This is a genomic window from Streptomyces sp. KMM 9044, from assembly GCF_024701375.2.
Lineage (GTDB): Bacteria > Actinomycetota > Actinomycetes > Streptomycetales > Streptomycetaceae > Streptomyces.
This window is the reverse complement of sequence record NZ_CP113910.1, coordinates 776205-797867: the sequence shown is the minus strand read 5'-3', so window position 1 is coordinate 797867 and position 21663 is coordinate 776205. Positions and strand designations below refer to the sequence as shown.

Genomic DNA, 21663 nt, shown 5'->3' with positions numbered 1-21663 from the left:
AGGGGACAGCGATGGGACGTGCGGTCGGAATCGATCTGGGGACCACGAACTCGGTGGTGGCCGTGCTGGAGGGCGGTGAGTCCACGGTCGTCACGAACGCGGAGGGAGCCAGGACCACCCCCTCCGTCGTGGCCTTCGCCAAGAACGGGGAGGTACTGGTCGGCGAGGTGGCCAAGCGGCAGGCCGTGACGAACGTCGACCGCACCGCCCGCTCGGTCAAGCGCCACATGGGCGACGGACAGTGGCACTTCCCGGACCAGGGCTCCGTGGACGGCACCCGCTACCGTGCGCAGGAACTGTCCGCCCGCGTGCTGCAGAAACTGAAGCGGGACGCCGAGGCCTACCTCGGCGAGGAGGTCACCGACGCCGTGATCACCGTACCGGCGTACTTCGACGACACCCAGCGGCAGGCCACCAAGGAGGCCGGGGAGATCGCCGGGCTGAAGGTCCTGCGGATCATCAACGAGCCCACGGCGGCGGCCCTCGCATACGGTCTGGACAAGGAGAACGAGCAGACCGTCCTCGTCTTCGACCTGGGCGGCGGAACCTTCGACGTGTCGCTCCTGGAGATGGGCGACGGCGTCATCGAGGTCAAGGCCACCAACGGCGACACCCGGCTCGGCGGCGACGACTGGGACCAGCGACTCCTCGAACATCTCGCCCAGAGCTTCAAGAGCCGGCACGGCATCGACCTGGCACGGGACAGGATGGCCGTGCAACGGCTGCGGGAGGCCGCCGAGAAGGCCAAGACCGAGCTGTCCTCCTCCTCCGGTACCACCGTCAACCTGCCCTACGTCACGGCCACCGCCGAGGGCCCGCTCCACCTGGACGAGAAACTCACCCGGGCCCAGTTCCAGGAACTCACCGCCGACCTGCTGGAGCGCTGCAAGACACCCTTCCACCAGGCCGTGAAGGACGCCGGGGTGAAGCTCTCCGCGATCGACCACGTCATCCTCGTCGGCGGCTCCACCCGTATGCCCGCCGTCACCGAGCTGGTCCGTGAACTCACCGGCAAGGACCCGCACAAGGGCGTCAACCCGGACGAGGTCGTCGCCGTCGGCGCGGCACTCCAGGCGGGCGTCATCCGCGGCGACGTGAAGGACGTGCTGCTTCTCGACGTCACCCCGCTGTCCCTGGGCATCGAGACCAGGGGCGGCATCATGACCACGCTGATCGAGCGCAACACGACCATCCCGACCCGGCGTTCGGAGACCTTCACCACCGCCACCGACAACCAGCCCTCGGTCGGCATCCAGGTCTACCAGGGCGAACGCGAGATCGCGGCGTACAACAAGAAGCTCGGCGTCTTCGACCTGACCGGTCTGCCCCCGGCCCCGCGCGGCGTCCCGCAGATCGAGGTGGCCTTCGACATCGACACCAACGGCATCATGCACGTCTCCGCCAAGGACCTCGCCACCGGCCGGGAACAGAAGATGACCGTCACCGGCGGCTCGGCACTGCCCCAGGACGACATCAACCGCATGATGCGCGAGGCCGAGCAGTACGCCGACGAGGACCGCAGGCGCCGCGAGGCCGCCGAGACCCGCAACCAGGCCGAGCAACTCGTCTACCAGACCGAGAAGTTCATCCGGGACAACGAGGACCGGATTCCCTCCGACACCAGGGCCGAGGTGGAGGGCGCCGTCGCAGAGCTGAAGCCGCTGCTGGACGGGCCCGCCGACACGGCCGCCCTGCGTGCCGGCGCCGAGAAGCTCGCCGCGGTCGGCCAGCGGATGGGCCAGGCGATGTACGCCCAGGCCGACGCCCGGAGCGGGGCCGGGAGCGAAGCCCGGTCGTCCGCGGACGAGGCAGGCCCGCATGGGTCACCGCGGGAACAGGGCGGCGAGGACGGCGGGGACGGCGTCGTCGACGCGGAGATCGTCGACGACGGGAACGACGGGAACGACGGGAACGACGGGAACGACGGGAACGACGGGAACGACGGGAACGACGGGAACGACGGGAACGACGGGAACGACGGGAACGACGGGAACGACGGGAACGACGGGAACGACAAGGGGGCAGGAGGCAGCCGGAGGGGTGGGCGCGGGGGAGCTCAGTAACTGTCCCGGAACTCCCGCAGCAGCTTCTGCGTGTGCTGGGTGGAGGCGGCCCGCGCCGTCATGTGGTCCAGCACCTCCAGGTGCACCGAGACCTCCTTGCGGGAGTCCAGATACAGGGCGCCGGTCAGGTACTCGGTGAACACCATGTCGGGCAGCTCCGGCTCGGCGAACCGGAACAGTGAGAAGGGCGCGTACGTCCCCGGGTGGGGGCCGTCGGCGAATTCGGCGACCTGCAGCGTGATCCGGTCCCGCTCGGACCACTCCAGCAGCTTGTCGAACTGCTCGCGCATCACCCGGCCGTCGAGCGACACCGGGCGCCGCAGGACCGTCTCCTCCACGATCGCCCACAGGTGCGGCGGATCCCGGCGCTCCAGGAGCCGCTGCCGCTCCAGCCGTAGCGACACATGCCGCTCGACGGCCTCCGGCCCCTGGTTCCCGATCGTCCCGGCCTCCATGACGGCACGCGCGTAGTCCTCCGTCTGCAGCAGCCCCGGCACGAAGTGCGGCTCGTAGGACCGGATGACCCGGGCGGCGCCCTCGAGGCTCACGTACAGGCTGAACCACTCGGGCAGCACGTCGTGGAACCGCTGCCACCAGCCAGGACGGTTCGCGTCCTCCGCGAGCCCGATGAAGGTGGCAGCCTCGCTCTGGGACACCCCGTACGCCGTCAGCAGAATCTGGATGTACGGGATCTTCAGCGCGACCTCGGCCGTTTCCATGCGCCGGACGGTCGCCGGAGCCACCCGCAGGACCCGGGCGGCCTCCTCGCGGGTGAGGCCCGCCGTCTCCCGCAGCTCCTGCAGCCGCCTGCCGAGTACCACTTGGCCCACCGTGGGTGCGGCCCGCCGTTCACTCACGCCACGTCTCCCCAACGCACCCAAACACGCGATCAGTCTGCCATGTCCGCCCGACCCTCTCACGAGAGACGGTGGGGCGCCCCCGTTCCCGGGCGCCCGGGGCATTACGTCCCGGGTAATCGACCACGACCCGCCGAGGGCGGGATCGTGGACGTACCGGGCCCCGGGCCGGCGCACTCCGGGCCGGCCCGGACCGGATTCGTCCAGCGCTTCCGCTGACAGGAAGGTATGCAGTATCCAAAGTGCCGTATGCGATATGAGGTGCGACCCGGCCTTCAGCCCGTGACCGGGCTGCCCCGAACCGGCCCCGCCCCGACCCCGACGGAGGGTGATCCATCGTGTCCGCGACCCAGCTCACCGCACTCACCCGGACCCCCGGCCCGCAGCCCGTACTGCGCCGCCTCCTGGTCCTCGACGCCGCCGTGACCGGCGTCAACGCACTTGCCTACCTCGTCTTCTCCGGCCCGCTCGGCCGTTTCCTCGGCGTCGGCTCCGGCCTGCTGGCCGGGCTCGGAGCATTCCTCGCGGTGTACGCGGCCGGTGTGGGTCTGCTGGCCTCGTGCCCGCATCCGCCGGCACTCGGCGTCCGGGCCGTCGTCGAGATCAACCTCGTCTGGGCGGCGGTGAGCTGCGCAGCCCTCCCGCTGTGGCTCGAGCCGAGCACGGCGGGCGCGGTGTGGACGGTCCTCCAGGCGCTCGTCGTGGCCGGTTTCGCCCTGTTCCAGCACACGGCACTGCGGACTTCCCATCAACTCATCCAGGAATGAAGGTACTTGGCCGTCGTCGGATCGGCAGGCAGGAGGGTCTCCACGGCCAGCTCGGCGACGGTCACGTCCATCGGCGTGTTGAAGGTGGAGATCGACGACACGAACGACAGGACCCGGCCCTCGTGCTCGATGTGCATCGGCAGCGCGAAGTACGCCACGGACGCCGGCTCCTCCCCTTCGGCCCCCTCGGCCGAGTCCGGCCCGAGTTCTGGCGCCGGGAACGCCGAGACCTCCTCGTACAGCGCCCGCAGCGGCGCGGAACGGCGGAGTGCGATCTGCCGCTCCATCTGCTCCAGCAGATGACCGCGCCACTCCCGCAGATTCCGGATCCGGGGTGCGAGACCCCGCGGGTGCAGCGTGAGCCGCATCGCGTTCAGCGGCGGCACCAGCAGCGACTCCGGCACCCCGTCGAACAGCGTCATGACCCCGCGGTTGGCGGCCACGACGTCGTACATCGCGTCCACGACCAGCGCCGGATACGGCTCGTATGCGGCGATCAGCCGCTCGATGCCCTCGCGCAGTGCCTCCAGCGCCGGATCGTCCAGCGGGGTCTCGGGGAACCAGGGCGCGTAACCGGCCGCCAGCAGCAGTGCGTTGCGTTCCCGTACCGGGACGTCCAGATGCTCGGCCAGCCGCAGCACCATCTCCTCGCTGGGCCGGGAGCGGCCGGTCTCGATGAAGCTGATGTGCCGGGCGGACGAGTCCGCGCGCAGCGCGAGTCCCAACTGGCTGACCCGCCGCTGTTCCCGCCAGGCGCGCAGCAGCGGCCCCACGCCTTCGGCGGCGGGGGTGGTACCGGGCATGAGAGTGCTCATGCCGGGACGGTAGCCGAGAAGGTGCCGTGTGCGGGAGCCGTGCCTTCGGGACCCGCCCCGGCCGCCCCCGGCCTCCTGCACCGGGTCCGGCGGCGCGTCCTGTGGCACGCTGGGCGGGGGAGAAATCCCGACCGTCACCGGGGGACAGAGGAGGAGCGCAGCCCATGCCCGACAACCCTGCCGCATCCGACGCACCGCTGTCACCGAAGGAGATCGAGGAACGGCTGGACGGCCTGCCGGGCTGGTCGCTCGACGGCGGCCGGCTCACCCGTTCCTACCGGCTCGGCTCCCACTTCGCGGCGACGGCGATGGTCGTCCACGTCGCCCAGGTGCAGGAGGAACTCGACCACCACTCCGACCTCACCCTCGGCTACAACACCGTGTCCGTCGCCGTCCAGACGCACAGCGCGGGTGGCGCCGTCACCGCGAAGGATGTCGAACTGGCGCGCAGAGTAGAGGACTTGGCCCCCGGTCACGGTGCACACTGAGGCGTGTGCTCGACTACGACGAGGAAGCGGGGCGGTACGACGCCTCACGTGGCGGTGAGCCCCGGGCCGCCGCCGCCGCGCAGTCGGTGCTCGGCCTGATCCCCCCCGGGGCGCGCGACCTGCTGGACATCGCCTGCGGCACCGGCATCGTGACCCGGCGCTTCCCCGCCGGCCGCGTCGGCCTGCGGGTGACCGGCGTCGACCTCGCCCCGTCGATGACCCGGATCGCGGCAACCCGTCTGCCCGGCGCCGTGGTCCGCGCGGACAGCCGTCGTCTGCCGTTCGGTGACGCCCGGTTCGACGCCGCCGTCAGTGTGTGGCTGCTGCACCTCCAGTCCGGCCCCGAGGACGTGCGGGCGCTCGTCGCCGAGTGCGCCAGGGTCCTGCGGCCCGGCGGGGTCTACGTCACCACCGTCGACAAGGCCGCCTCGCACAACGTGGGCAGCGACATCGACGCCGTCCTCGCCGCCCGCCCGCGCGGCCCGGTGCGCGACCGCGCCGCCGACGTGGCGGCCTGCGCCGCCGGACAAGGCCTTGTCCCGGCCGGACAGACCGTCTTCCGGGGCCACGGCCAGGGCCGCAGCCCTTGCCGCACCATCGCCGACCTGCGCCGCGGCTGGTTCGTCACCCTGCCCCCCGGCTCCCCCCTCGCCGATGCCTTCGCCGCCCGCCTCGCCGCGCTCCCCGACCAGGACCGCCCCCGCCCCGACCCGGTCTTCCGGCTACGGGCGTTCCGAAAGCCGCCGACGTCCCTTGCGGAGTGAGGCAACCAAACCGGTACCGGTGACCACTGAAAGGCGCAATCCCCCCGCCCTCCCTGGAGGTTCGTCCCGTGAAGCACCTGCACTTGCATCCGCGGAAGCACGCGCACAGATCACGCGGACGCCGGTTCGTCCTTCCCGCGGTCCTCACCGCCGTCGCCCTTACCGGGGCCTGGCTCACCGAACTCGGCGCCGGCACCGCCGAAGCCGCCACGGCACGCCAGGTCGAGGCACTCGACCGGGGCGTGGTCAGCGTGCACAACGGCAGCGGCAACCTGGTCGGCTGGCGCTGGCTCGGCACCGACCCGGAGAACGTCTCCTTCAACGTCTACCGGGCCGGTACGAAGGTCAACCCCAGTCCCGTCACCGGCTCCACCACGTTCTTCCACTCCGGCGCACCGTCCCATGCCGACTACACCGTCCGCGCCGTCGTGCACGGCGTCGAGCAGGGCGACTCCGTGCACGCCGTCCAGTTCCGCGGCGGCTACAAGGACGTGCCCATCTCCCCGCCGGCCGGCGGCACCACCCCGGACGGTGTCTCCTACACCTACGAGGCCAACGACGCCTCCGTCGGGGACCTCGACGGCGACGGTGCCCTCGAGTTCGTCCTCAAGTGGCAGCCCACCAACGCCAAGGACAACTCCCAGTCCGGTTACACCGGCAACACGATCGTCGACGGCATCCGGCTCGACGGAACCCGGCTGTGGCGCATCGACCTGGGCCGCAACATCCGTTCCGGCGCCCACTACACCCAGTTCCAGGTGTACGACTACGACGGCGACGGCAAGGCCGAGGTCGCCATGAAGACCGCCGACGGCACCCGGGACGGCACCGGCGCCGTCCTCGGGAGTTCCTCCGCCGACCACCGCAACTCCAGCGGCTACATCCTGTCCGGCCCCGAGTACCTGACCATGTTCAACGGGCAGACCGGCAGGGCCATGGGCACCGTCGACTACGTCCCCGCCCGCGGCACCGTCTCCTCCTGGGGCGACTCCTACGGCAACCGCGTCGACCGCTTCCTCGCCGGCACCGCCTACCTCGACGGAGCCCGGCCCTCCCTGATCATGGCCCGGGGCTACTACACCCGTTCCGTCGTCGCCGCCTGGGACTGGCGAGGCGGCGCCTTCACCCGCCGCTGGACCTTCGACACCAACTCCTCCACCAACAGCGGCAAGGGCTACGACGGCCAGGGCTCCCACAGCCTCTCCGCCGGCGACGTCGACAACGACGGCAGGGACGAGATCCTCTACGGCGCGATGGCCGTCGACGACAACGGCAACGGCCTGTGGACCACGAGGACCGGTCACGGCGACGCCCAGCACCTCGGCGACCTCGACGCGTCGACCTCTGGCCTGGAGTACTACAAGGTCTCCGAGTCGACCTCCCAGCCCGCGGCCCTGTACATCAACCCTGCCAACGGATCGGTCCGTTGGAAGCTGTCCGCCTGCTGCGACAACGGGCGCGGTGTCGCCGGTGACATCTGGTCGGGCAACTCCGGTCCCGAGATGTGGTCCTCCTCCGACGGCTCCGTCCGCGACGAGGGCGGCGGCGCCAAGGGCCGCAAGCCGTCCTCCACCAACTTCCTTTCCTGGTGGGACGGTGACCCGGTGCGTGAACTCCTCGACGGCACCCGCATCGACAAGTACGGCACTTCTTCCGACACCCGCCTGCTGACAGGGTCCGGGGTCGCCTCCAACAACGGCACCAAGGCCACCCCCGTCCTGTCCGGAGACCTCCTCGGCGACTGGCGTGAGGAGGTCGTCTGGCGCACCGCCGACAACACCGCGCTGCGCGTCTACTCCACCCCGCACGACACCAACGTCAAGATCACGACGCTGCTCCACGACACCCTGTACCGCACCTCGCTGGCGTGGCAGAACACGGCTTACAACCAGCCGCCGCACACCGGCTTCTTCATCGGTGACGGCATGCCGACCCCGCCGCGTCCGGCGGTCTACACCCCCTGAGCAGGGCCGCGGGGCACATACGGCCGATCCGGCCGCACGTGCCCCGTGGGCTTTCCGCTTCTCAGCCGGTCACGTCACCGTGCAGAGCCGCCCGCCGAGTTCGAAGGCCGTCGGCCGCGTGTTCGTCGCCGAACGGCTCGCCGTGAAGCCGAACCCGGCCGACGAGCCCGCCGCGACGGTGCCGTTCCAGTCGGTGTTGCGTACCGTCACCGCCGGACCGGACTGGGTGTGGGCCCCGTTCCAGAGCTGGGACACCCGCTGTCCGTCCGCGAACGACCAGGTCAGTGACCAGCCGTTCCAAACGTCCGGCCCGGTGTTGGTCACCCGGACCTGGGCCTGGAAACCGTCGGGCCACTGGTTGGTGACCTCGTAGGCCACCGCGCAGGCCCTCGTCGGTTCCGGATCAGGATCGGGGTCGGTACCTCCGCCGTCGTCGTCCCCGCCTCCGGTATCCGAGGTGTCGCCGTAGACGATCCCGCGGCCGTTGGTCGCCACGTACACCCTGCCGTACACCCGCGGGTCACCGGTGATCGCGGCCCCCGTCCAACCCCACTGGTGGGCGTCGTCGTTGATACGCGTCCAGGTCTGCCCCTGGTCCGTCGAACGGAAGATGCCACGCACGCCGTCGATCTTGGCGCTGGTGAAGACGGTCTGGTACGAGGCGTCGGGGGCCGCCTTGCCGAAGCCGACGGTGTCGGCCTCGTCGACGCCTTGCAGCTTGGTGAAGCTCTGTCCCCCGTTGGTGGAGTGCCACAGACCGTACGCTCCGCCGCTCTCCCCGCCGGCCAGCCAGATGTCGCCCTCGGCGCCCGGCAGTGCCTTGTACCGCACGCTGTCGCCGCCCGGCAGGCCGGTCGCAGGGGACGCGGTGAAGGTGGCGCCGCCGTCCGTACTGACGTAGAACGTGCCGGACTTGAAGCCGTAGAACGTCTTCGGATCCACCCGGTCGGACTCGACGACCGCCCCCGCGGGAATGCCGCTCGACGCCGACCACGAGGTGCCGAAGCCGGTGGTGTGGTGCACCCCGGCGCCCTGCGGGCTCCACACGAAGCCGCTGCCGTCGGCGCCTGCCGCGACCGTGCCGCCGCCGCTGACGCCCGAAGGATCGGTGCCCGCGAACCAGTTGGCGCCGTTGTCCGTCGAGAACGCGATGTGCGGGCCGGAGTCCAGGTCACCCGCCCGGACCACCGTATCGGGGTTGGACTCGGCGAAGTCCAGACTGGTGGTACCGGTGAAGTTCGGCTGGGTGAACATCAGCGACGGGACCTTCGTCAGGTCCGTGTGCCGGAAGCCGCCGACATCGAGGAGCCCGCTGATCAGCGGCGCGCCCGACGGGGGAGAGACGAGGTCGTTGACCGCCGTCTCCTCCAGGCCCCGCACCATGGGCTCGATGGTGAACGTGGTGTCGCTGTCCCAGTTCGTGAGGTTCTCGGTGCCGTAGACCGTCGCGCCCGTCCCGTACATCATGCGGTCCGGGTCGAACGGGTCGATCTCCAACGCTTCGGTCATCCACCCCAGTTTGGGAGTCTGTTCGGGCGGTGACGGGTTGGCGCCCCAGGTCAGCCACGGCACGGACGAGACGTCCATGGTGTAGCGGTTCTCCCGGTTCGGGTACGGGGAGTAGTCCCACGCCTGCGTCCACGTCGCACCGCTGTCCGTGGAACGGAAGATCTGGGTGTCCGGCCACCAGGAGCTGTACGCCGTAGCCATGAGAGTGCCCGGGTTCTGCCGGTCCACCGTCAGCCCGCTGAAGCCGTAGTACGTGTCGGCCTCGGCGACCGGGCTGATGTCGGTCCAGGTTCCGGTCGCGGTCGCGTACCGCCACAGCCGGCCCTTGCCACCGTCGTACGGACCGCCCTTGTCGCTGTATGCGATGTACAGGTGACCGTTCTCGGTGTCCAGGACGCCCTTGTGGGCCAGGTGCCCGGACGGCTGCCCGGCCACCCGCTCCCAGGTGACCCCCGCGTCAGTCGACCGGTACACCGCGTTCTCCGTGTCGGCGACCCCCACGTAGATCGTCCGCGTCGCGCTGCCCGGTGTGCCCGTCGACTCGTCGAAGGTGACCCAGACGATGCCCTGGTTGTCACGGGCGTACCCGGAGGTGTCACCCGGATCCTGCGCGTAGTTGCCCGGGTTGGGGAAGGCCGTCACCTCCGACCAGCTCGCGCCCGAGTCGGTCGAGCGCCACAGGCCGTTCCCGCTGGGCGTCCCCAGGTACAGCACGCTGTTGCGGTGGGGATCGACGGCGAGGCGTTCGCCCATGCCCCGCCCCGGCATGTTGCCGCCCAGCTTGAACGGCAGGTCGGCCTTCCGCCAGGTGGCGCCCCGGTCCGCGGAACGCAGTACCGCGCCGTTGTTCGGGTCCCAGTCGTTGGTGTACGTGCCCGCCGCCGCGTACACGCGGTCCGGGTCGACCGGGTCGGAGGCGAGGCTCACCACGCCGGTGTGCCCCCAGTCGTCCCAGCCGACCGAGTCCAGCAGCGGCGTCCAGGTCTTCGTCCCCTCCTGCCACCGGTAGGCGCCGCCGATGTCCGTGCGGGCGTACGCCAGGTTCCTCTCGCTGCGGTTGAAGACGATGCCGGGGACGAAACCGCCGCCGTCGATCCGGGCGTTCTTCCAGGTGTACGTGTCCGCGGCGAGCGCGGACCCCGCCGGGGCGTCGGCCGCGGCGGACCGGTCGGGGGGAGCGGCGGCGAGGGCGGGCGGGCCACCCGTGAGCAGGCCGGCCGCCAGGGCGAGCACGGCCGTGAGGGCGCGGGTTCTTCGCACGGTGAAGTCCTTCCTCGGGGGTGGAGGGGGGAAAGCGAGAAGGGGCGGGGAGGAGGGCGTGCGAGGGCCGGGCGGACCCCCGTGCGCGAGGGATCCGCCCGGCCGCTGTGGCCCCGGCGTCAGGTGCCGGGGCCGGCACGCGGAGCGCCGGCGGGGGCTATTCGAGGAGCTCCGCGTACGAGCCCATGGCCAGGGCGATGTCGGCCTGGGCCCAGAACCGGTGGTACGTGAAGGTGGGCGCGGCACCGCCCGCCAGATAGGACTCGATCTTCGACCAGGCCGGGTCGTCCTGGTAGAAGGAACGGATCGAGTCGAACGTCGACGACGAGTCGATCGTGTCCCCGTTGGGCATGGTGCCGGTCCAGCCGCTCGGCACGTGGAGGGGGTCGTCGAAGCGGTTGTAGTCGGCGCGGGTCTCCGGGACGGCGATGCCGAGGTCGTCCTGGTGGTTGTCCCACATGCCGTCGAGGAGTGCCTTCGCCGTGTCCGCGGCCTCGGTGTCGCCCGAGCGGTCCGCGTAGTACGTCAGCGTCTTCGCGTAGGCCGCGGCCACACCGACGTCGTTGGTGTAGTCGCTGACGGTGACGTGCAGCGAGCTGTTGGCGCCGGGGGAGGACGGGTTCCAGGTGTCGGGGCTGCCCGACCACTGGAGTGTCGCCGGGAGACGGAAGGTGCCGTCCGGGTTGACGGTCGTCTCGGACAACGCCCAGTCCACCCACTTGTCGAGGACGACCTTCGCGTCCGCGTCGCCCGTCTGCTGGTAGTACTCGGCGACCCGCTCCATGGACCACGCCTGGAAGCCGAACCACTGGTTGGACGGCGGGTCGTGGTACACCGGTTTCTCGTCGTAGTACATGCCGTAGAACGTCGGCGTCCCGGCCGGCGGCGTCGCGTAGCGGCCCGCCCAGCTGTTGGTGGCGCCGCCCGCGATCGCGCCCTCGTCGGACTGCAGCCAGCGGTAGAACTCCAGCTGCCGGTCCAGGGACTTGCCCCAGTCCGCCGCACCCGTCGCCGAATCCGGCTTCAGGGCGTCGTAGGAGCTGAGGGCGTAGGCCGCCAGGGGGTTCTGGTAGCCGCCGTGCGCGTGGCTGGAGCCGATGCGCCAGGCCCAGCCCGCCGAAGTGTCGGTGGCTCCGCCCCAGGCGTAGTACCAGGACATCAGATAGTGCGAGGCGTCCTTGCCGGTACCGGCCGGGCAGGAGGACGGGCTCGTGCAGTTCCCGACCTTCTTGAAGTACTTGTCGTACATGGAGTAGCGCAGGTAGTCGCCCATCTTGGCGGCCTTGGCGACGGTGGTGGAGATGTCACCGCCGTTGCCCTGCTCCCCGGCCCACAGGTCGGCCCAGTAGGCGGCCTGCACCGCGCGCGCGTCGGCGTCCGGGGCGTTGGTGAACTTCCACTGCTTCGCGTAGGAGGCGTCCTGGGTGAACAGGTCCAGATACCCGTTCGTACCGCCGTACTTGAAGGCGTCGCAGGTGGGCTGCGGCACCGTCTCCCACACCGACTCCTGCGCGCCGCGCTGGAAGGTGTTGATGTACGACGGCCCGGTCGCCGTCGGACCCGCCTCGCACCGGCCGGGCTCGTTGCCGTAGCCGTAGGTGTTGTCCACGTCCTGCAGCCAGTGCATACCGTAGACGTCGTCCGTGCCGTACGTGGACCTCAGCTCGGCGGCGATCGGGTCCGGTCCGACGCGGACGCCGGTGTCCAGCGGCGCCGGGTACTCGGCGGGGGTGTCGAGCTCGGGCGCGTACGTCGCCGGCTTCGAGGCGTTGTAGAAGGAGTTGGTCGGCTGGTCCGCGTGAGTCGGGATCATGTACCGCTCCATGATGTCCCAGGCCCCGTTGAACTTCGACCAGTCACCGGTCACCTTGCCGTACATGGCCTGCAGCCACAGCAGGTAGCTGTACGCCTCCGAGGTGGTCTCGTGGCCGTGGTCCGGCGCCTCGACGATCAGCGTCTCCACCGAGTGGTACGGGATGCCCTCGGGCGAGAAGTATCCGTTCGCCGGGTCGGTGATCTTCCCGTAGAGATCCAGGAAACGGGCGTCGTACGCCTTCGTCGCGCCCAGCTGCGTCACCGTGACCGCCGCCTCGGTGTGCCCCGGGGCCGACGACTCGAAGACCGCCGAACCCGTGCCCGACGCGTCGGCGCCGATCGTGACCTTCTGCGCGGTGTCCCAGTTCGACCGCGTGAAGGTGAGCGAGCCGCCCGCGGTGACCGACAGCCCCGGGTTGCCGCTCGCGCGGGTCGTCGTGACGGTCGTGTTCGCGCTCGGCCGTGTCGACAGCTTCACCTCGTACGTGCCCGACTCTCCCTGTCGTACCCCCAGTTGGGACGGGGTGGCCACGACGACCGGACCGGAGGCGACGGTGATGCCGACCGGGGTCGAGCTCGCGGAGGCGCCCAGGCTGTCGTAGGCCTTCGCCGTCAGCGAATGACTGCCCACGGTCAAGCCGGCGGCGGAAAGCGTGAAGGGCGCGCTCTCGTCCGTGCCCAGCAGTTCGGTGTCGTCGTAGAACTCCACCTTGGTGATCGTCGCGTCGTCGGCCGCCGCCGCGGTCGCCGCGAGCGGAACCGTTTCGCCCCGCGTGTAGACCGCGCCGGCCTCGGGGCTGGTCAGTACGGTGATCGGCGGCTGGTGTGCCCCCGTGCAGGTGGTGCCGTTGACGGCGAAGGAGGAGGGTGCGGCGTTGCTGCCGCTGTAGGAGAACTGCGCACCGGTGGTGACGGCGCCGCCGGCCGCGATCCGCGCGTTGTGTCCGGCGTTTCGCACGGTCACGGTGGAGCCGGACTGGCTCCAGCTGCCGTTCCAGCCGTTCACCAGCCGCTGGTTGCCCGCGTAGGCGTAGGTCAGGGTCCAGCCGTTGATGTCCGCCGCGGCGCGGTTGGTGAGGGTCAGATCCGCGGTGAAACCGGAGCCCCAGTCATTGGTCCGGTAGTCCACGCTGCACTGGACGGCCGCTGCCTGAGCGGGAGTCGATCCTGAGGAGAGCATCGTCAGCGGAAGTGCGAGGGCTGCTGCGGCGGCCGTCCACAGTCGCCGGAGGCCGCGGCGTCTTCTGGGTGGGGGATGCATGGTGCTGGTTCCTCCTGCGACTCGGAGATGTCAAGGCTTGAACCAGTGGGAGCGCTCCCATAGTGAGGACGGGGCCCAGGGCGGTCAAGGCTTGTGGAGAGTCGAAAAGATTCGATGACCGAAGTTCAGCGAATGTCGGTAACTCCCCTGTTCTTTGCCGTCACTTGGCGCTAGCTTCAGAGACACCAGTGGGAGCGGTTCCATCAGTCGACGCGTCCGTCACGGCACGCCCGAACTGCAAGGAGTCGCTCATGTGGCACCCCCCGCGTTCAGTACTTTTACGTCCTGTCGCCGGTACGTCCGTGCCCCGTGCGGGCGCCCCGGTCGTCGGGGCGCACGAGTCAGCGTCCGTGTGCACGGCGGAGCCCTCCGTCAGGGCCTCCCCGCAGGACGCCGGCACCACAGTCGCGGTGTTCCCGCCCGACGGCACCACCCGCACCCCCGGCGCGGGGGCAGCGCACTCCCGGGGGACCCCTCATGGCCGGTCCGGCCCCCGCACGTCCCGGACCGCGGACCGGGCCTCGTCCTGATCCTCCGCCCCGAGGTGCCCCCCCACGTCCACGCCCTACGGCACCGGACGCGCGCCCCACGCGCGCCCCGGTGAGATCACTGCCGACCGTCAACTCTCCTAGGGACAGACCTCTTCGGACAGCGCGACCCGTACACCCCCAACGGATAGGAAACCCGCACTCATGAGTCGCACGAGAACCGCGCTCCTCGCTGCCATGGCGCTGGTCGCCGGTGCCACCGGCACGGCGTACGCCGTCGTACCCGACGGTGTCGGCGCCGCCGCCGTCCCCTGCACCGTCGACTACCAGGTGCAGAACCAGTGGGGCACCGGCTTCACCGCCGCCGTGACCGTCACCAACCTCGGTGCCGCCAAGTCGTCCTGGTCGCTGAAGTGGTCCTACGCCGGCAACCAGCGGGTCACCAGCGGCTGGAACGCCAAGGTCACCCAGTCCGGCAGCAACGTCACCGCCGTCAACGAGTCCTACAACGGCACGCTGGCGACCGGCGGTTCGGCCAGCTTCGGCTTCCAGGGCACCTATAGCGGCAGCAACGCGATCCCCGCCACCTTCACCCTCGACGGTGTCACGTGCAACGTCGACGACGGAGGCCCGACCGACCCCGGTGACCGGGTCGACAACCCGTACAGCGGTGCCAAGGTGTACGTGAACCCCGAGTGGTCCGCGAAGGCCGCCGCCGAGCCGGGCGGCGACCGCATCGCCGACCAGCCCACCGGAGTCTGGCTGGACCGCATCGCCGCCATCAACGGTGTGAACGGCGGCATGGGCCTGCGCGACCACCTCGACGAGGCGCTCGCGCAGAAGGGCTCGGACGAACTCGTCGTCCAGCTGGTCATCTACAACCTGCCCGGCCGCGACTGCTCCGCCCTCGCCTCCAACGGCGAACTCGGCCCGACGGAGATCGGCCGCTACAAGACCGAGTACATCGACCCGATCGCCGAGATCCTCGGTGAGGAGAAGTACGCCCCGCTGCGGATCGTCACCACCGTCGAGATCGACTCCCTGCCCAACCTCGTCACCAACACCGGCAGCCGGCCCACCGCCACGCCCGAGTGCGACGTGATGAAGGCCAACGGCAACTACGTCAAGGGCGTCGGCTACGCCCTGAACAAGCTCGGCGACGTGGGGAACGTGTACAACTACGTCGACGCCGGCCACCACGGCTGGATCGGCTGGGACGACAACTTCGGCGCCTCCGCCGACGTCTTCCACGACGCGGCCACCGCCGAGGGCGCGACTCCGTCCGACGTCCACGGCTTCATCACCAACACCGCCAACTACAGCGCGCTGAAGGAGGAGAACTTCTCCATCAACGACTCCGTGGCCGGCAAGTCCGTCCGCGAGTCCGGGTGGGTCGACTGGAACCGTTACGTCGACGAGCTGGGCTTCGCCCAGGCCTTCCGGACCGAACTCGTCTCGACCGGCTTCGACACGAACATCGGCATGCTGATCGACACCTCCCGCAACGGCTGGGGCGGCGGTGACCGGCCCACCGGACCGGGCGCGACGACCAGCGTCGACGCCTACGTCGAGGGCGGACGCTACGACCGCCGCATCCACATCGGCAACTGGTGCAACCAGTCGGGCGCCGGACTCGGCGAACGCCCGCAGACAGCACCCGAGAACGGCATCGACGCCTACGTGTGGGTGAAGCCCCCGGGCGAGTCCGACGGGGCCAGCAAGGAGATCCCGAACGAAGAGGGCAAGGGCTTCGACCGGATGTGCGACCCGACCTACACGGGCACCCCGCGCAACGGGAACAATTTCACCGGTGCCCTGCCGGACGCCCCGATCTCCGGTCACTGGTTCTCGGCACAGTTCCAGGAGCTCATGCGGAACGCGTACCCGCCGCTGCCGTGACCGGCTGACTGACCGACCCCGATCCGCCGGGACCGGGCCGCGTGCCCGGCCCCGGCGGATCGCTCACGCCCGTAGGGGCGGTTCCGGGAAACCGCCTTGCCGGAGCGGCAACAATACTGGCCTCTGCCGGGCGCGTCGGCGCACTCTGTCCGCATCCGAGCGGAGAGGGTGACCCCCATGGCGCAGCACGACCACGACCAGCACCACCCCGGGCACCACCACGACCACGGGGCGACGGACACCGAGATCGACTGGGCGGAGATGGCCTCCCTGCTCGAATCGGAGGCCGAACTCTTCACCCCCCTGTACGAACGGGCCCTCGGCTGGCTTGCGAAGGAGGTGACCGAGCCGGGGCTGATCGTGGACGCGGGCAGTGGGCCGGGCGTCGTCTCGTGCCTGTTCGCCGAGGTCTTCGAGGGCGCCCGCATCGTGGCGGTCGACGGCTCCGCCCCACTGCTCGAACGGGCCGCGGACCGCGCCGCCCGGCACGGCGCCGGTGACCGTTTCGGAACCCTCGCCGGTGAACTCCCCGGCGTGCTCGACGAACTGGAGTACCCGGCCGACCTGTTGTGGGCCAGCCGCAGCGTCCACCACCTCGGCGACCAGCGCGCCGCGCTCGCCGCCTACGCCGCCCGGCTCGCGCCCGGGGGCACGCTGGCCGTCCTGGAGGGCGGACTGCCCAGCCGCTACCTGCCGCGCGACATCGGCATCGGCCGGCCAGGGCTCCAGAGCCGTGTCGACGCGGTGGAGGCCGACTGGTTCACCCGGATGCGCACCGAACTGCCGGGCTCCGTCGCACACACCGAGGACTGGCCGGCCCTGCTGACCTCGGCCGGACTGCACCACAGCCGCTCCCGCACCTTCCTCCTCGACCTTCCCGGCCCGGCCACCGAGCGTGTCCGGACACACGTGGTCACGACGCTCGCCCGCACCCGCGGCAGACTCGCCGGGGAACTGGACGCCGAGGACCGCGCCACCATCGACCGCCTCCTCGACCCCGCCGACGAGGCGAGCCTGCACCACCGCTCCGACGTCTTCTTCCTGACGGCTCACACGGTGCATACGGCCGTCCGCCCGGTGTAGAGCCGGTCCGGGCCGGCGGGACCATACGGACGGCGGTCTCCCCGTGCGCGGGGGAAGACCGCCGCGCCCTGTCCCGGAAGACCAGAGGTCAGTTCACCGTCGCCGGGTCCGAGCCCAGGCGGCGGTCCTCGTTCAGTGCGCTGATCGCCGCGAGGTCCTCCGCGTCCAGGCGGAAGCCGAACACGTCGATGTTCTCCTTGATCCGCGACGGTGTCACCGACTTGGGGATGACGACGTTGCCGAGCTGGAGGTGCCAGCGCAGGACGACCTGTGCCGGCGTGCGCCCGTGCTTGCGAGCGATGGCCACGATCGCCGGGACCTCCAGCAGGCCCTTGCCCGAGCCGAGCGGTGACCAGGCCTCCGTGGCGATGCCCCGCTCCGCGTGGTACTCCCGCGCGGCGGACTGCTGGAGATGCGGATGAAGCTCGATCTGGTTGACGGCCGGGACGACCGACGTCTCCTCGAGCAGGTGCTCCAGGTGCTCGGGCAGGAAGTTGGACACGCCGATGGCACGGATTCGGCCCTCGGCGTACAGCTTCTCGAACGCCCGGTACGTGTCGACGTAGCGGCCGCGGGCCGGCATGGGCCAGTGGATGAGGTACAGGTCCACGTAGTCCAGGCCGAGCTTGGACAGAGAGGTGTCGAAACCACGCAGGGTGGTGTCGTACCCCTGGTCGTCGTTCCAGAGCTTGGTGGTGACGAAGAGGTCCTCGCGGGGAATGCCCGAGGCGGCGACTGCCCTGCCGGTACCCGTCTCGTTGCCGTAGACCGCTGCGGTGTCGATGCTGCGGTAGCCCGCCTCCAGCGCCGCCGTGACGGCCGTCCCGGCTTCGGTGTCCGGTACCTGCCAGACGCCGAAACCCAGTTGGGGCATCGTGACGCCGTTGTTCAGGGTGATCGGGGGGACCATGCTCACGAGCTTTCGATCCTTAGGTCGGTGTCCGGTGGAACTCCCATGGTCAACGATCGTCCCCCGCGATGCATTCCGGACGGTACATCTCACGCACAGTGAGCGCATCATCAGGTCGTCGGACACCGCCGTACGGCGGACCTCACGTGCGGTACGGCGCCTCGTCCCCTTCCGCGTACACCTTCTCGATCGCCCTGCGCCTCAGCTTCCGCGACGGCGTGAGCAGCCCGTGTTCCTCGGTGAACGGCTGCACCAGAAGGTGGAAGGCCCGGACCGACTCCGCCGGCGAGACGAGGGTGTCGGCCGCCCGCTGCCGTCACCTCGGCGTCGTACAGCATCCAGCGGCACCGCTCCGCGGACCACGTGGGGCGGACCGGCACGAGCTGCGCACCGATGGTCCACCTCTCTCGCCGGGCAGGGGGAGCCGTGTCGCTTCGGCGCCGGAGCAGACTCTGCTGCTCAATTCGAGGGAGGGTCACGCACCACATCCGGGAGGGGCCGGCCGGGGCGGCGGACCGCCTCTCCGCGAGGCCCGTTCCCTGCGCCCCGTCGACAGGCCGGCGTCACGCTCCGCAATTGAGCAACAGAGTCGGAGCAGGGCTGGTGAACTCGCGCACTCCCCGCTCCCTGTTTCTCGACGTGTCTCGGCCTTCCACGAATCCCTCCCCCGGCGGGGCGGTTGCCGAGGGGGTTACCGCCCCGGTCCCAGCAGGACCGTCACGAAGCGGGGCCGGTACAGGGAGACGTTCCGGCTGAGCAGCACCGCGGCACCGGACGTCTCGAGCAGGTTCACGTCATAGCTGAGTACCAGCCGTCCCTCACCGCTCAGCTCAGGGTGCGTCTGCGGGTTGTACGCGCCGGTCCCGCCGTGCGGCAGCGCGGGGCTGAACTCCTTCGCCGGGCCGTGCCACGGTCCTGCGGGGGAGCAGGACCAGTACGCCGCCACCGTGGTCAGTCCCTTGACGCCCGTGGCCATCGTGAACAGGACGTACGTCCCGCCCTCCCGCACCACCGAGAAGGCGCTGCCCACACCCGTGCGGTGTCCGTCGCCGAGCACCGGGCGCGGGCGGGCGCGGGTCTGCCACGCCGTGCCGTTCCAGTACTCCCAGGCCGCCGGGTCGCCGAGCCCGCCCTCCGGGATCCGCGCCGCGTACGCCTGTGAGGCCTTGCGGGAGACGGCCCGGCCGTCGTCGCCTCCGAAGACGTACGTCCACCCGTCCTCCTCGACCAGGGTGGTGCCGAACAGTACCCTCCGGGACGGATCGGGCACGTCTTGCTGGTCCAGCACCTTCTGCACCGACTCCAGGCGCAGATCGGGCAGGGAGAGCGTGCCGACCTCGGTGGCGGTCGGTACCCCGTAGATCCACGGGGGCTGCCCCGCCGTACGCACCCACAGCAGTACCCGGACGACCTGCTCCGTGGAACCGGGGGAGCGGGGCTCGACCCGGGCGCCGACCGGCCAGCGCCACTGGTCCGGGGCCGGATCGGGGAAGAGCGGGGCGGGGAGTGTGGACTCCAGCCGGCCGTCGCGCATCAGGACGGCCGAGTTGCGTACCATCGGCGCGCTCGCGTCCCGCCAGGCGTACGGCTCGCCGACCGGGTTGGGCGGACGGTGCACGCGGCCCAGGAACGTGTCGGAGAACAGCCACAGCAGCCGGCCGTCGGGCAGCCGCACCGAGTGCGTGCCGTCGCCGCCCGTCCAGTCGTCGATGCGGGCACCGCCGTCACCGTAGCGGGCGAACTCCGAAGCGAGGGCGTCCTCCTCGGCCCAGGACGCGACGGTGCGCGGTGTGCAGGCACCACCGTCCGGCCGCCCGTCGTCGCGGTCCGGGAGGTCCGTGACCAGTACGGTCCCCAGGAGCAGGGCCAGTACGAGTACCAGGCCGATCCAGGTCCCTGTTCCCGGTCGTGACTGTGGTGGTGGCTGTCCGCGGGTTCCCGCGCGTGCTGCTGCGTCGTCGGGCACGCTCAGGGACGTTAGTGGCGGGAGCGGAGCGGGTCCATGGTGCCTGACGCCCTGAGCGTGGCGCGGTGGCCGCGGGCTGGGGGGAGGGGCCCCGCCGCCGTGCAGCGGGGGACCGGTCAGCCCTGGGCGGCCGGGACCCGCAGGGTTACGCGGTCCTCACCCGCGTACACGTTCATGGAGCTGCCCCGCAGGAACCCGACCAGCGTCAGCCCCGTCTCCGCCGCCAGGTCCACGGCCAGCGAGGACGGCGCCGAGACGGCCGCGAGCAGGGGGATGCCGGCCATGACGGCCTTCTGCGCCAGCTCGAAGGAGGCACGGCCGGAGACCATCAGCACGGTCCGGGACAGCGGCAGGTTCCCGCTCTGCAGGGCACGGCCGATCAGCTTGTCGACCGCGTTGTGCCGGCCGACGTCCTCCCGGACGTCCAGCAGTTCCCCGTCCTCGTCGAACAGGGCCGCCGCGTGCAGGCCGCCCGTCCGGTCGAAGACCCGCTGGGAGGCGCGCAACCGGTCGGGCAGGCTCGCCAGGAGTTCCGGGGTGACGCGCAGCGGCGGACTGTCGGCGACGGGGTGGCGGGTCGTGGTGCGCACCGCGTCCAGGCTCGCCTTGCCGCACAGGCCGCAGGAAGAGGTGGTGTACACGTTCCGCTGGAGCGTGATGTCCGGGATCACCACGCCGGGCGCGGTCTGCACGTCAACCACGTTGTAGGTGTTCACCCCGTCCGCCCTCGCGCCCGCGCAGTACAGGACGTTCCGCAGATCGGCTGCCGTCGCCAGGACCCCTTCGCTCACCAGGAAACCGACGGCCAGCGCGAAGTCGTCGCCCGGGGTGCGCATCGTGATCGCCAGCGGCTCTCCGTTCAGCCGGATCTCCAGGGGTTCCTCGGTGACGAGCGTGTCCGGGCGGCTGGACACCACCCCGTCCCGGATGCGGACCACCTTGCGTCGTTCTGTGACTCGTCCCATGTCCCCAGTCCCTGGTCGGTCCTTGGTCAGTCCCGGTTGCGTACGCGCTGACAGCCGAATCGGCCCTCGGCGCACGGGTTGCCGTGCGTCACCGGATCGCCATGCGGTGAGGCGACCTTCACGACCTCATTGTCCTGCACGTGGTCCCGCACGTGCAGCGTGAGGTCGCGGCCCACTCCGCGGTGCCCGCACGACGGCTCGAGTCGCGCGCTTACAGAGCGTGGCCGGCCCTCGGTACCGCCGCACGGCTCGCGCCAGGAAACCGGTCGGTCCGACCGTTCGTCGCAGACCGCAGACCGCAGACCGCAGACCGCAGACCGCATACGATCGATCCGCGGGTTTTCACATGCTCATGATCTCCCTACCGTCCCGGTTCCATGAGTCCTCCCGTCGCCCCCGGGCTGGAGCCGCTGGCGCTCATCGTGAACCGGGTCGCCGACCGGCAGGAGGAGGCGGGACGGCACGGCTCGGCGCTGTACGGACCGTCCTTCATGATCATGATCGGGCTGCTGGTGGTCGGCTTCGTCGCCAACGAGCTCGTCCGCCCCGTGCACCCCCGGCACCACGTTTCCCGCCCCGACGAGACGAAGGAGACCGCAGATGAGCGGCGAGAGCAGCACGAGTCCGCCTGACACGGCCGCGGCGGGCCACGACCGCCGCGGGCTGATCGTCCTCGTCTGGCTGTGGGTGGGCGTCCCGCTCGCCTACGGTCTGTACGAACTCGTACGGAAGGTGACCCAGCTGTTCACCGGATGACGCCGCGCCCCGGCCTCCGGGGGCCTGACCGAA

General features: G+C 70.7%; 15 protein-coding genes and 2 pseudogenes. 9 read left to right on the top strand and 8 right to left on the bottom strand.

Annotation, left to right across the window (positions count from 1 at the left end; translation table 11 throughout):
* Positions 1-11: 11 nt before the first annotated feature.
* Entirely contained in the window at positions 12-2063 is a 2052-nt protein-coding gene (gene dnaK / locus HUV60_RS03630; RefSeq protein WP_269441116.1) for a molecular chaperone DnaK, read from the top strand.
* On the opposite strand, the gene HUV60_RS03625 is transcribed toward dnaK, so the two are convergent.
* Positions 2057-2920, bottom strand: coding sequence for a helix-turn-helix domain-containing protein (locus HUV60_RS03625; protein ID WP_257852331.1), 864 nt, complete (start codon positions 2918-2920; stop codon positions 2057-2059). The two genes, dnaK and HUV60_RS03625, sit on opposite strands and share 7 nt — an antisense overlap.
* A gap of 338 nt (positions 2921-3258) precedes the next feature.
* Between HUV60_RS03625 and HUV60_RS03620 the strand changes: the two genes are divergently transcribed.
* Positions 3259-3687: a hypothetical protein gene (locus tag HUV60_RS03620; protein WP_257852332.1), complete on the top strand. Its 429-nt coding sequence runs from the start codon at positions 3259-3261 to the stop codon at positions 3685-3687.
* Here HUV60_RS03620 and HUV60_RS03615 read toward each other — a convergent pair.
* Complete coding sequence (locus tag HUV60_RS03615; protein ID WP_257852333.1) at positions 3669-4502, bottom strand: helix-turn-helix domain-containing protein; 834 nt, start codon at positions 4500-4502, stop codon at positions 3669-3671. The two genes, HUV60_RS03620 and HUV60_RS03615, sit on opposite strands and share 19 nt — an antisense overlap.
* Before the next feature lie 164 nt (positions 4503-4666).
* Here HUV60_RS03615 and HUV60_RS03610 point away from each other — a divergent pair, with 164 nt between their 5' ends.
* The 3 genes from HUV60_RS03610 (at position 4667) to HUV60_RS03600 (ending at position 7718) form a co-directional block, all read left to right on the top strand.
* A complete protein-coding gene (locus HUV60_RS03610; protein ID WP_257852335.1) occupies positions 4667-4990 on the top strand; it encodes a 4a-hydroxytetrahydrobiopterin dehydratase in 324 nt (107 codons plus the stop codon).
* 5 nt (positions 4991-4995) lie between these two features.
* Positions 4996-5754: a class I SAM-dependent methyltransferase gene (locus HUV60_RS03605; protein WP_257852337.1), complete on the top strand. Its 759-nt coding sequence runs from the start codon at positions 4996-4998 to the stop codon at positions 5752-5754.
* Positions 5755-5831: 77 nt separating this feature from the next.
* Positions 5832-7718 carry a rhamnogalacturonan lyase gene (locus HUV60_RS03600; protein WP_443047494.1) on the top strand — a complete coding sequence of 629 codons (1887 nt, stop codon included), beginning with the start codon at positions 5832-5834 and terminating at the stop codon, positions 7716-7718.
* Positions 7719-7787: 69 nt separating this feature from the next.
* Here HUV60_RS03600 and HUV60_RS03595 read toward each other — a convergent pair whose 3' ends face one another.
* The gene (locus HUV60_RS03595) at positions 7788-10487 is read right to left on the bottom strand and encodes a cellulose binding domain-containing protein (protein WP_257852339.1); all 2700 of its coding nucleotides are present in this window, start codon (positions 10485-10487) and stop codon (positions 7788-7790) included.
* Between the two features lie 157 nt (positions 10488-10644).
* Positions 10645-13563 (bottom strand): glycoside hydrolase family 48 protein, encoded by a 2919-nt coding sequence (locus HUV60_RS03590; protein WP_257852341.1) that lies wholly within the window; start codon positions 13561-13563, stop codon positions 10645-10647.
* Between the two features lie 692 nt (positions 13564-14255).
* On the opposite strand from HUV60_RS03590, the gene HUV60_RS03585 reads away from it, so the two are divergent.
* Together HUV60_RS03585 and HUV60_RS03580 are read left to right on the top strand one after the other, a co-directional pair.
* Positions 14256-15950 (top strand): glycoside hydrolase family 6 protein, encoded by a 1695-nt coding sequence (locus HUV60_RS03585; protein WP_257852342.1) that lies wholly within the window; start codon positions 14256-14258, stop codon positions 15948-15950.
* A 177-nt stretch (positions 15951-16127) separates the two neighbouring features.
* The gene (locus tag HUV60_RS03580; RefSeq protein ID WP_257852343.1) at positions 16128-17033 is read left to right on the top strand and encodes a class I SAM-dependent methyltransferase; all 906 of its coding nucleotides are present in this window, start codon (positions 16128-16130) and stop codon (positions 17031-17033) included.
* Positions 17034-17121: 88 nt separating this feature from the next.
* Here HUV60_RS03580 and HUV60_RS03575 read toward each other — a convergent pair whose 3' ends face one another.
* The 4 genes and pseudogenes from HUV60_RS03575 to HUV60_RS03560 form a co-directional block, all read right to left on the bottom strand.
* The gene (locus tag HUV60_RS03575) at positions 17122-17949 is read right to left on the bottom strand and encodes an aldo/keto reductase (RefSeq protein WP_269441115.1); all 828 of its coding nucleotides are present in this window, start codon (positions 17947-17949) and stop codon (positions 17122-17124) included.
* A gap of 685 nt (positions 17950-18634) precedes the next feature.
* Positions 18635-19909 carry a DUF4185 domain-containing protein gene (locus tag HUV60_RS03570; RefSeq protein ID WP_443047209.1) on the bottom strand — a complete coding sequence of 425 codons (1275 nt, stop codon included), beginning with the start codon at positions 19907-19909 and terminating at the stop codon, positions 18635-18637.
* Positions 19910-20025: 116 nt separating this feature from the next.
* Positions 20026-20874: a formate dehydrogenase accessory sulfurtransferase FdhD gene (fdhD, locus tag HUV60_RS03565; RefSeq protein WP_257852344.1), complete on the bottom strand. Its 849-nt coding sequence runs from the start codon at positions 20872-20874 to the stop codon at positions 20026-20028.
* A 26-nt stretch (positions 20875-20900) separates the two neighbouring features.
* A pseudogene (locus tag HUV60_RS03560) lies at positions 20901-21065 on the bottom strand (2Fe-2S iron-sulfur cluster-binding protein); the annotation flags it as partial.
* Positions 21066-21290: 225 nt separating this feature from the next.
* Between HUV60_RS03560 and HUV60_RS03555 the strand changes: the two are divergent.
* Together HUV60_RS03555 and HUV60_RS03550 are read left to right on the top strand one after the other, a co-directional pair.
* Positions 21291-21506: pseudogene (locus HUV60_RS03555) on the top strand (MFS transporter); the annotation flags it as partial.
* Positions 21475-21630 (top strand): MFS transporter small subunit, encoded by a 156-nt coding sequence (locus HUV60_RS03550; protein ID WP_257852346.1) that lies wholly within the window; start codon positions 21475-21477, stop codon positions 21628-21630. The pseudogene HUV60_RS03555 and the gene HUV60_RS03550, both read left to right, overlap by 32 nt.
* Positions 21631-21663: the final 33 nt, after the last annotated feature.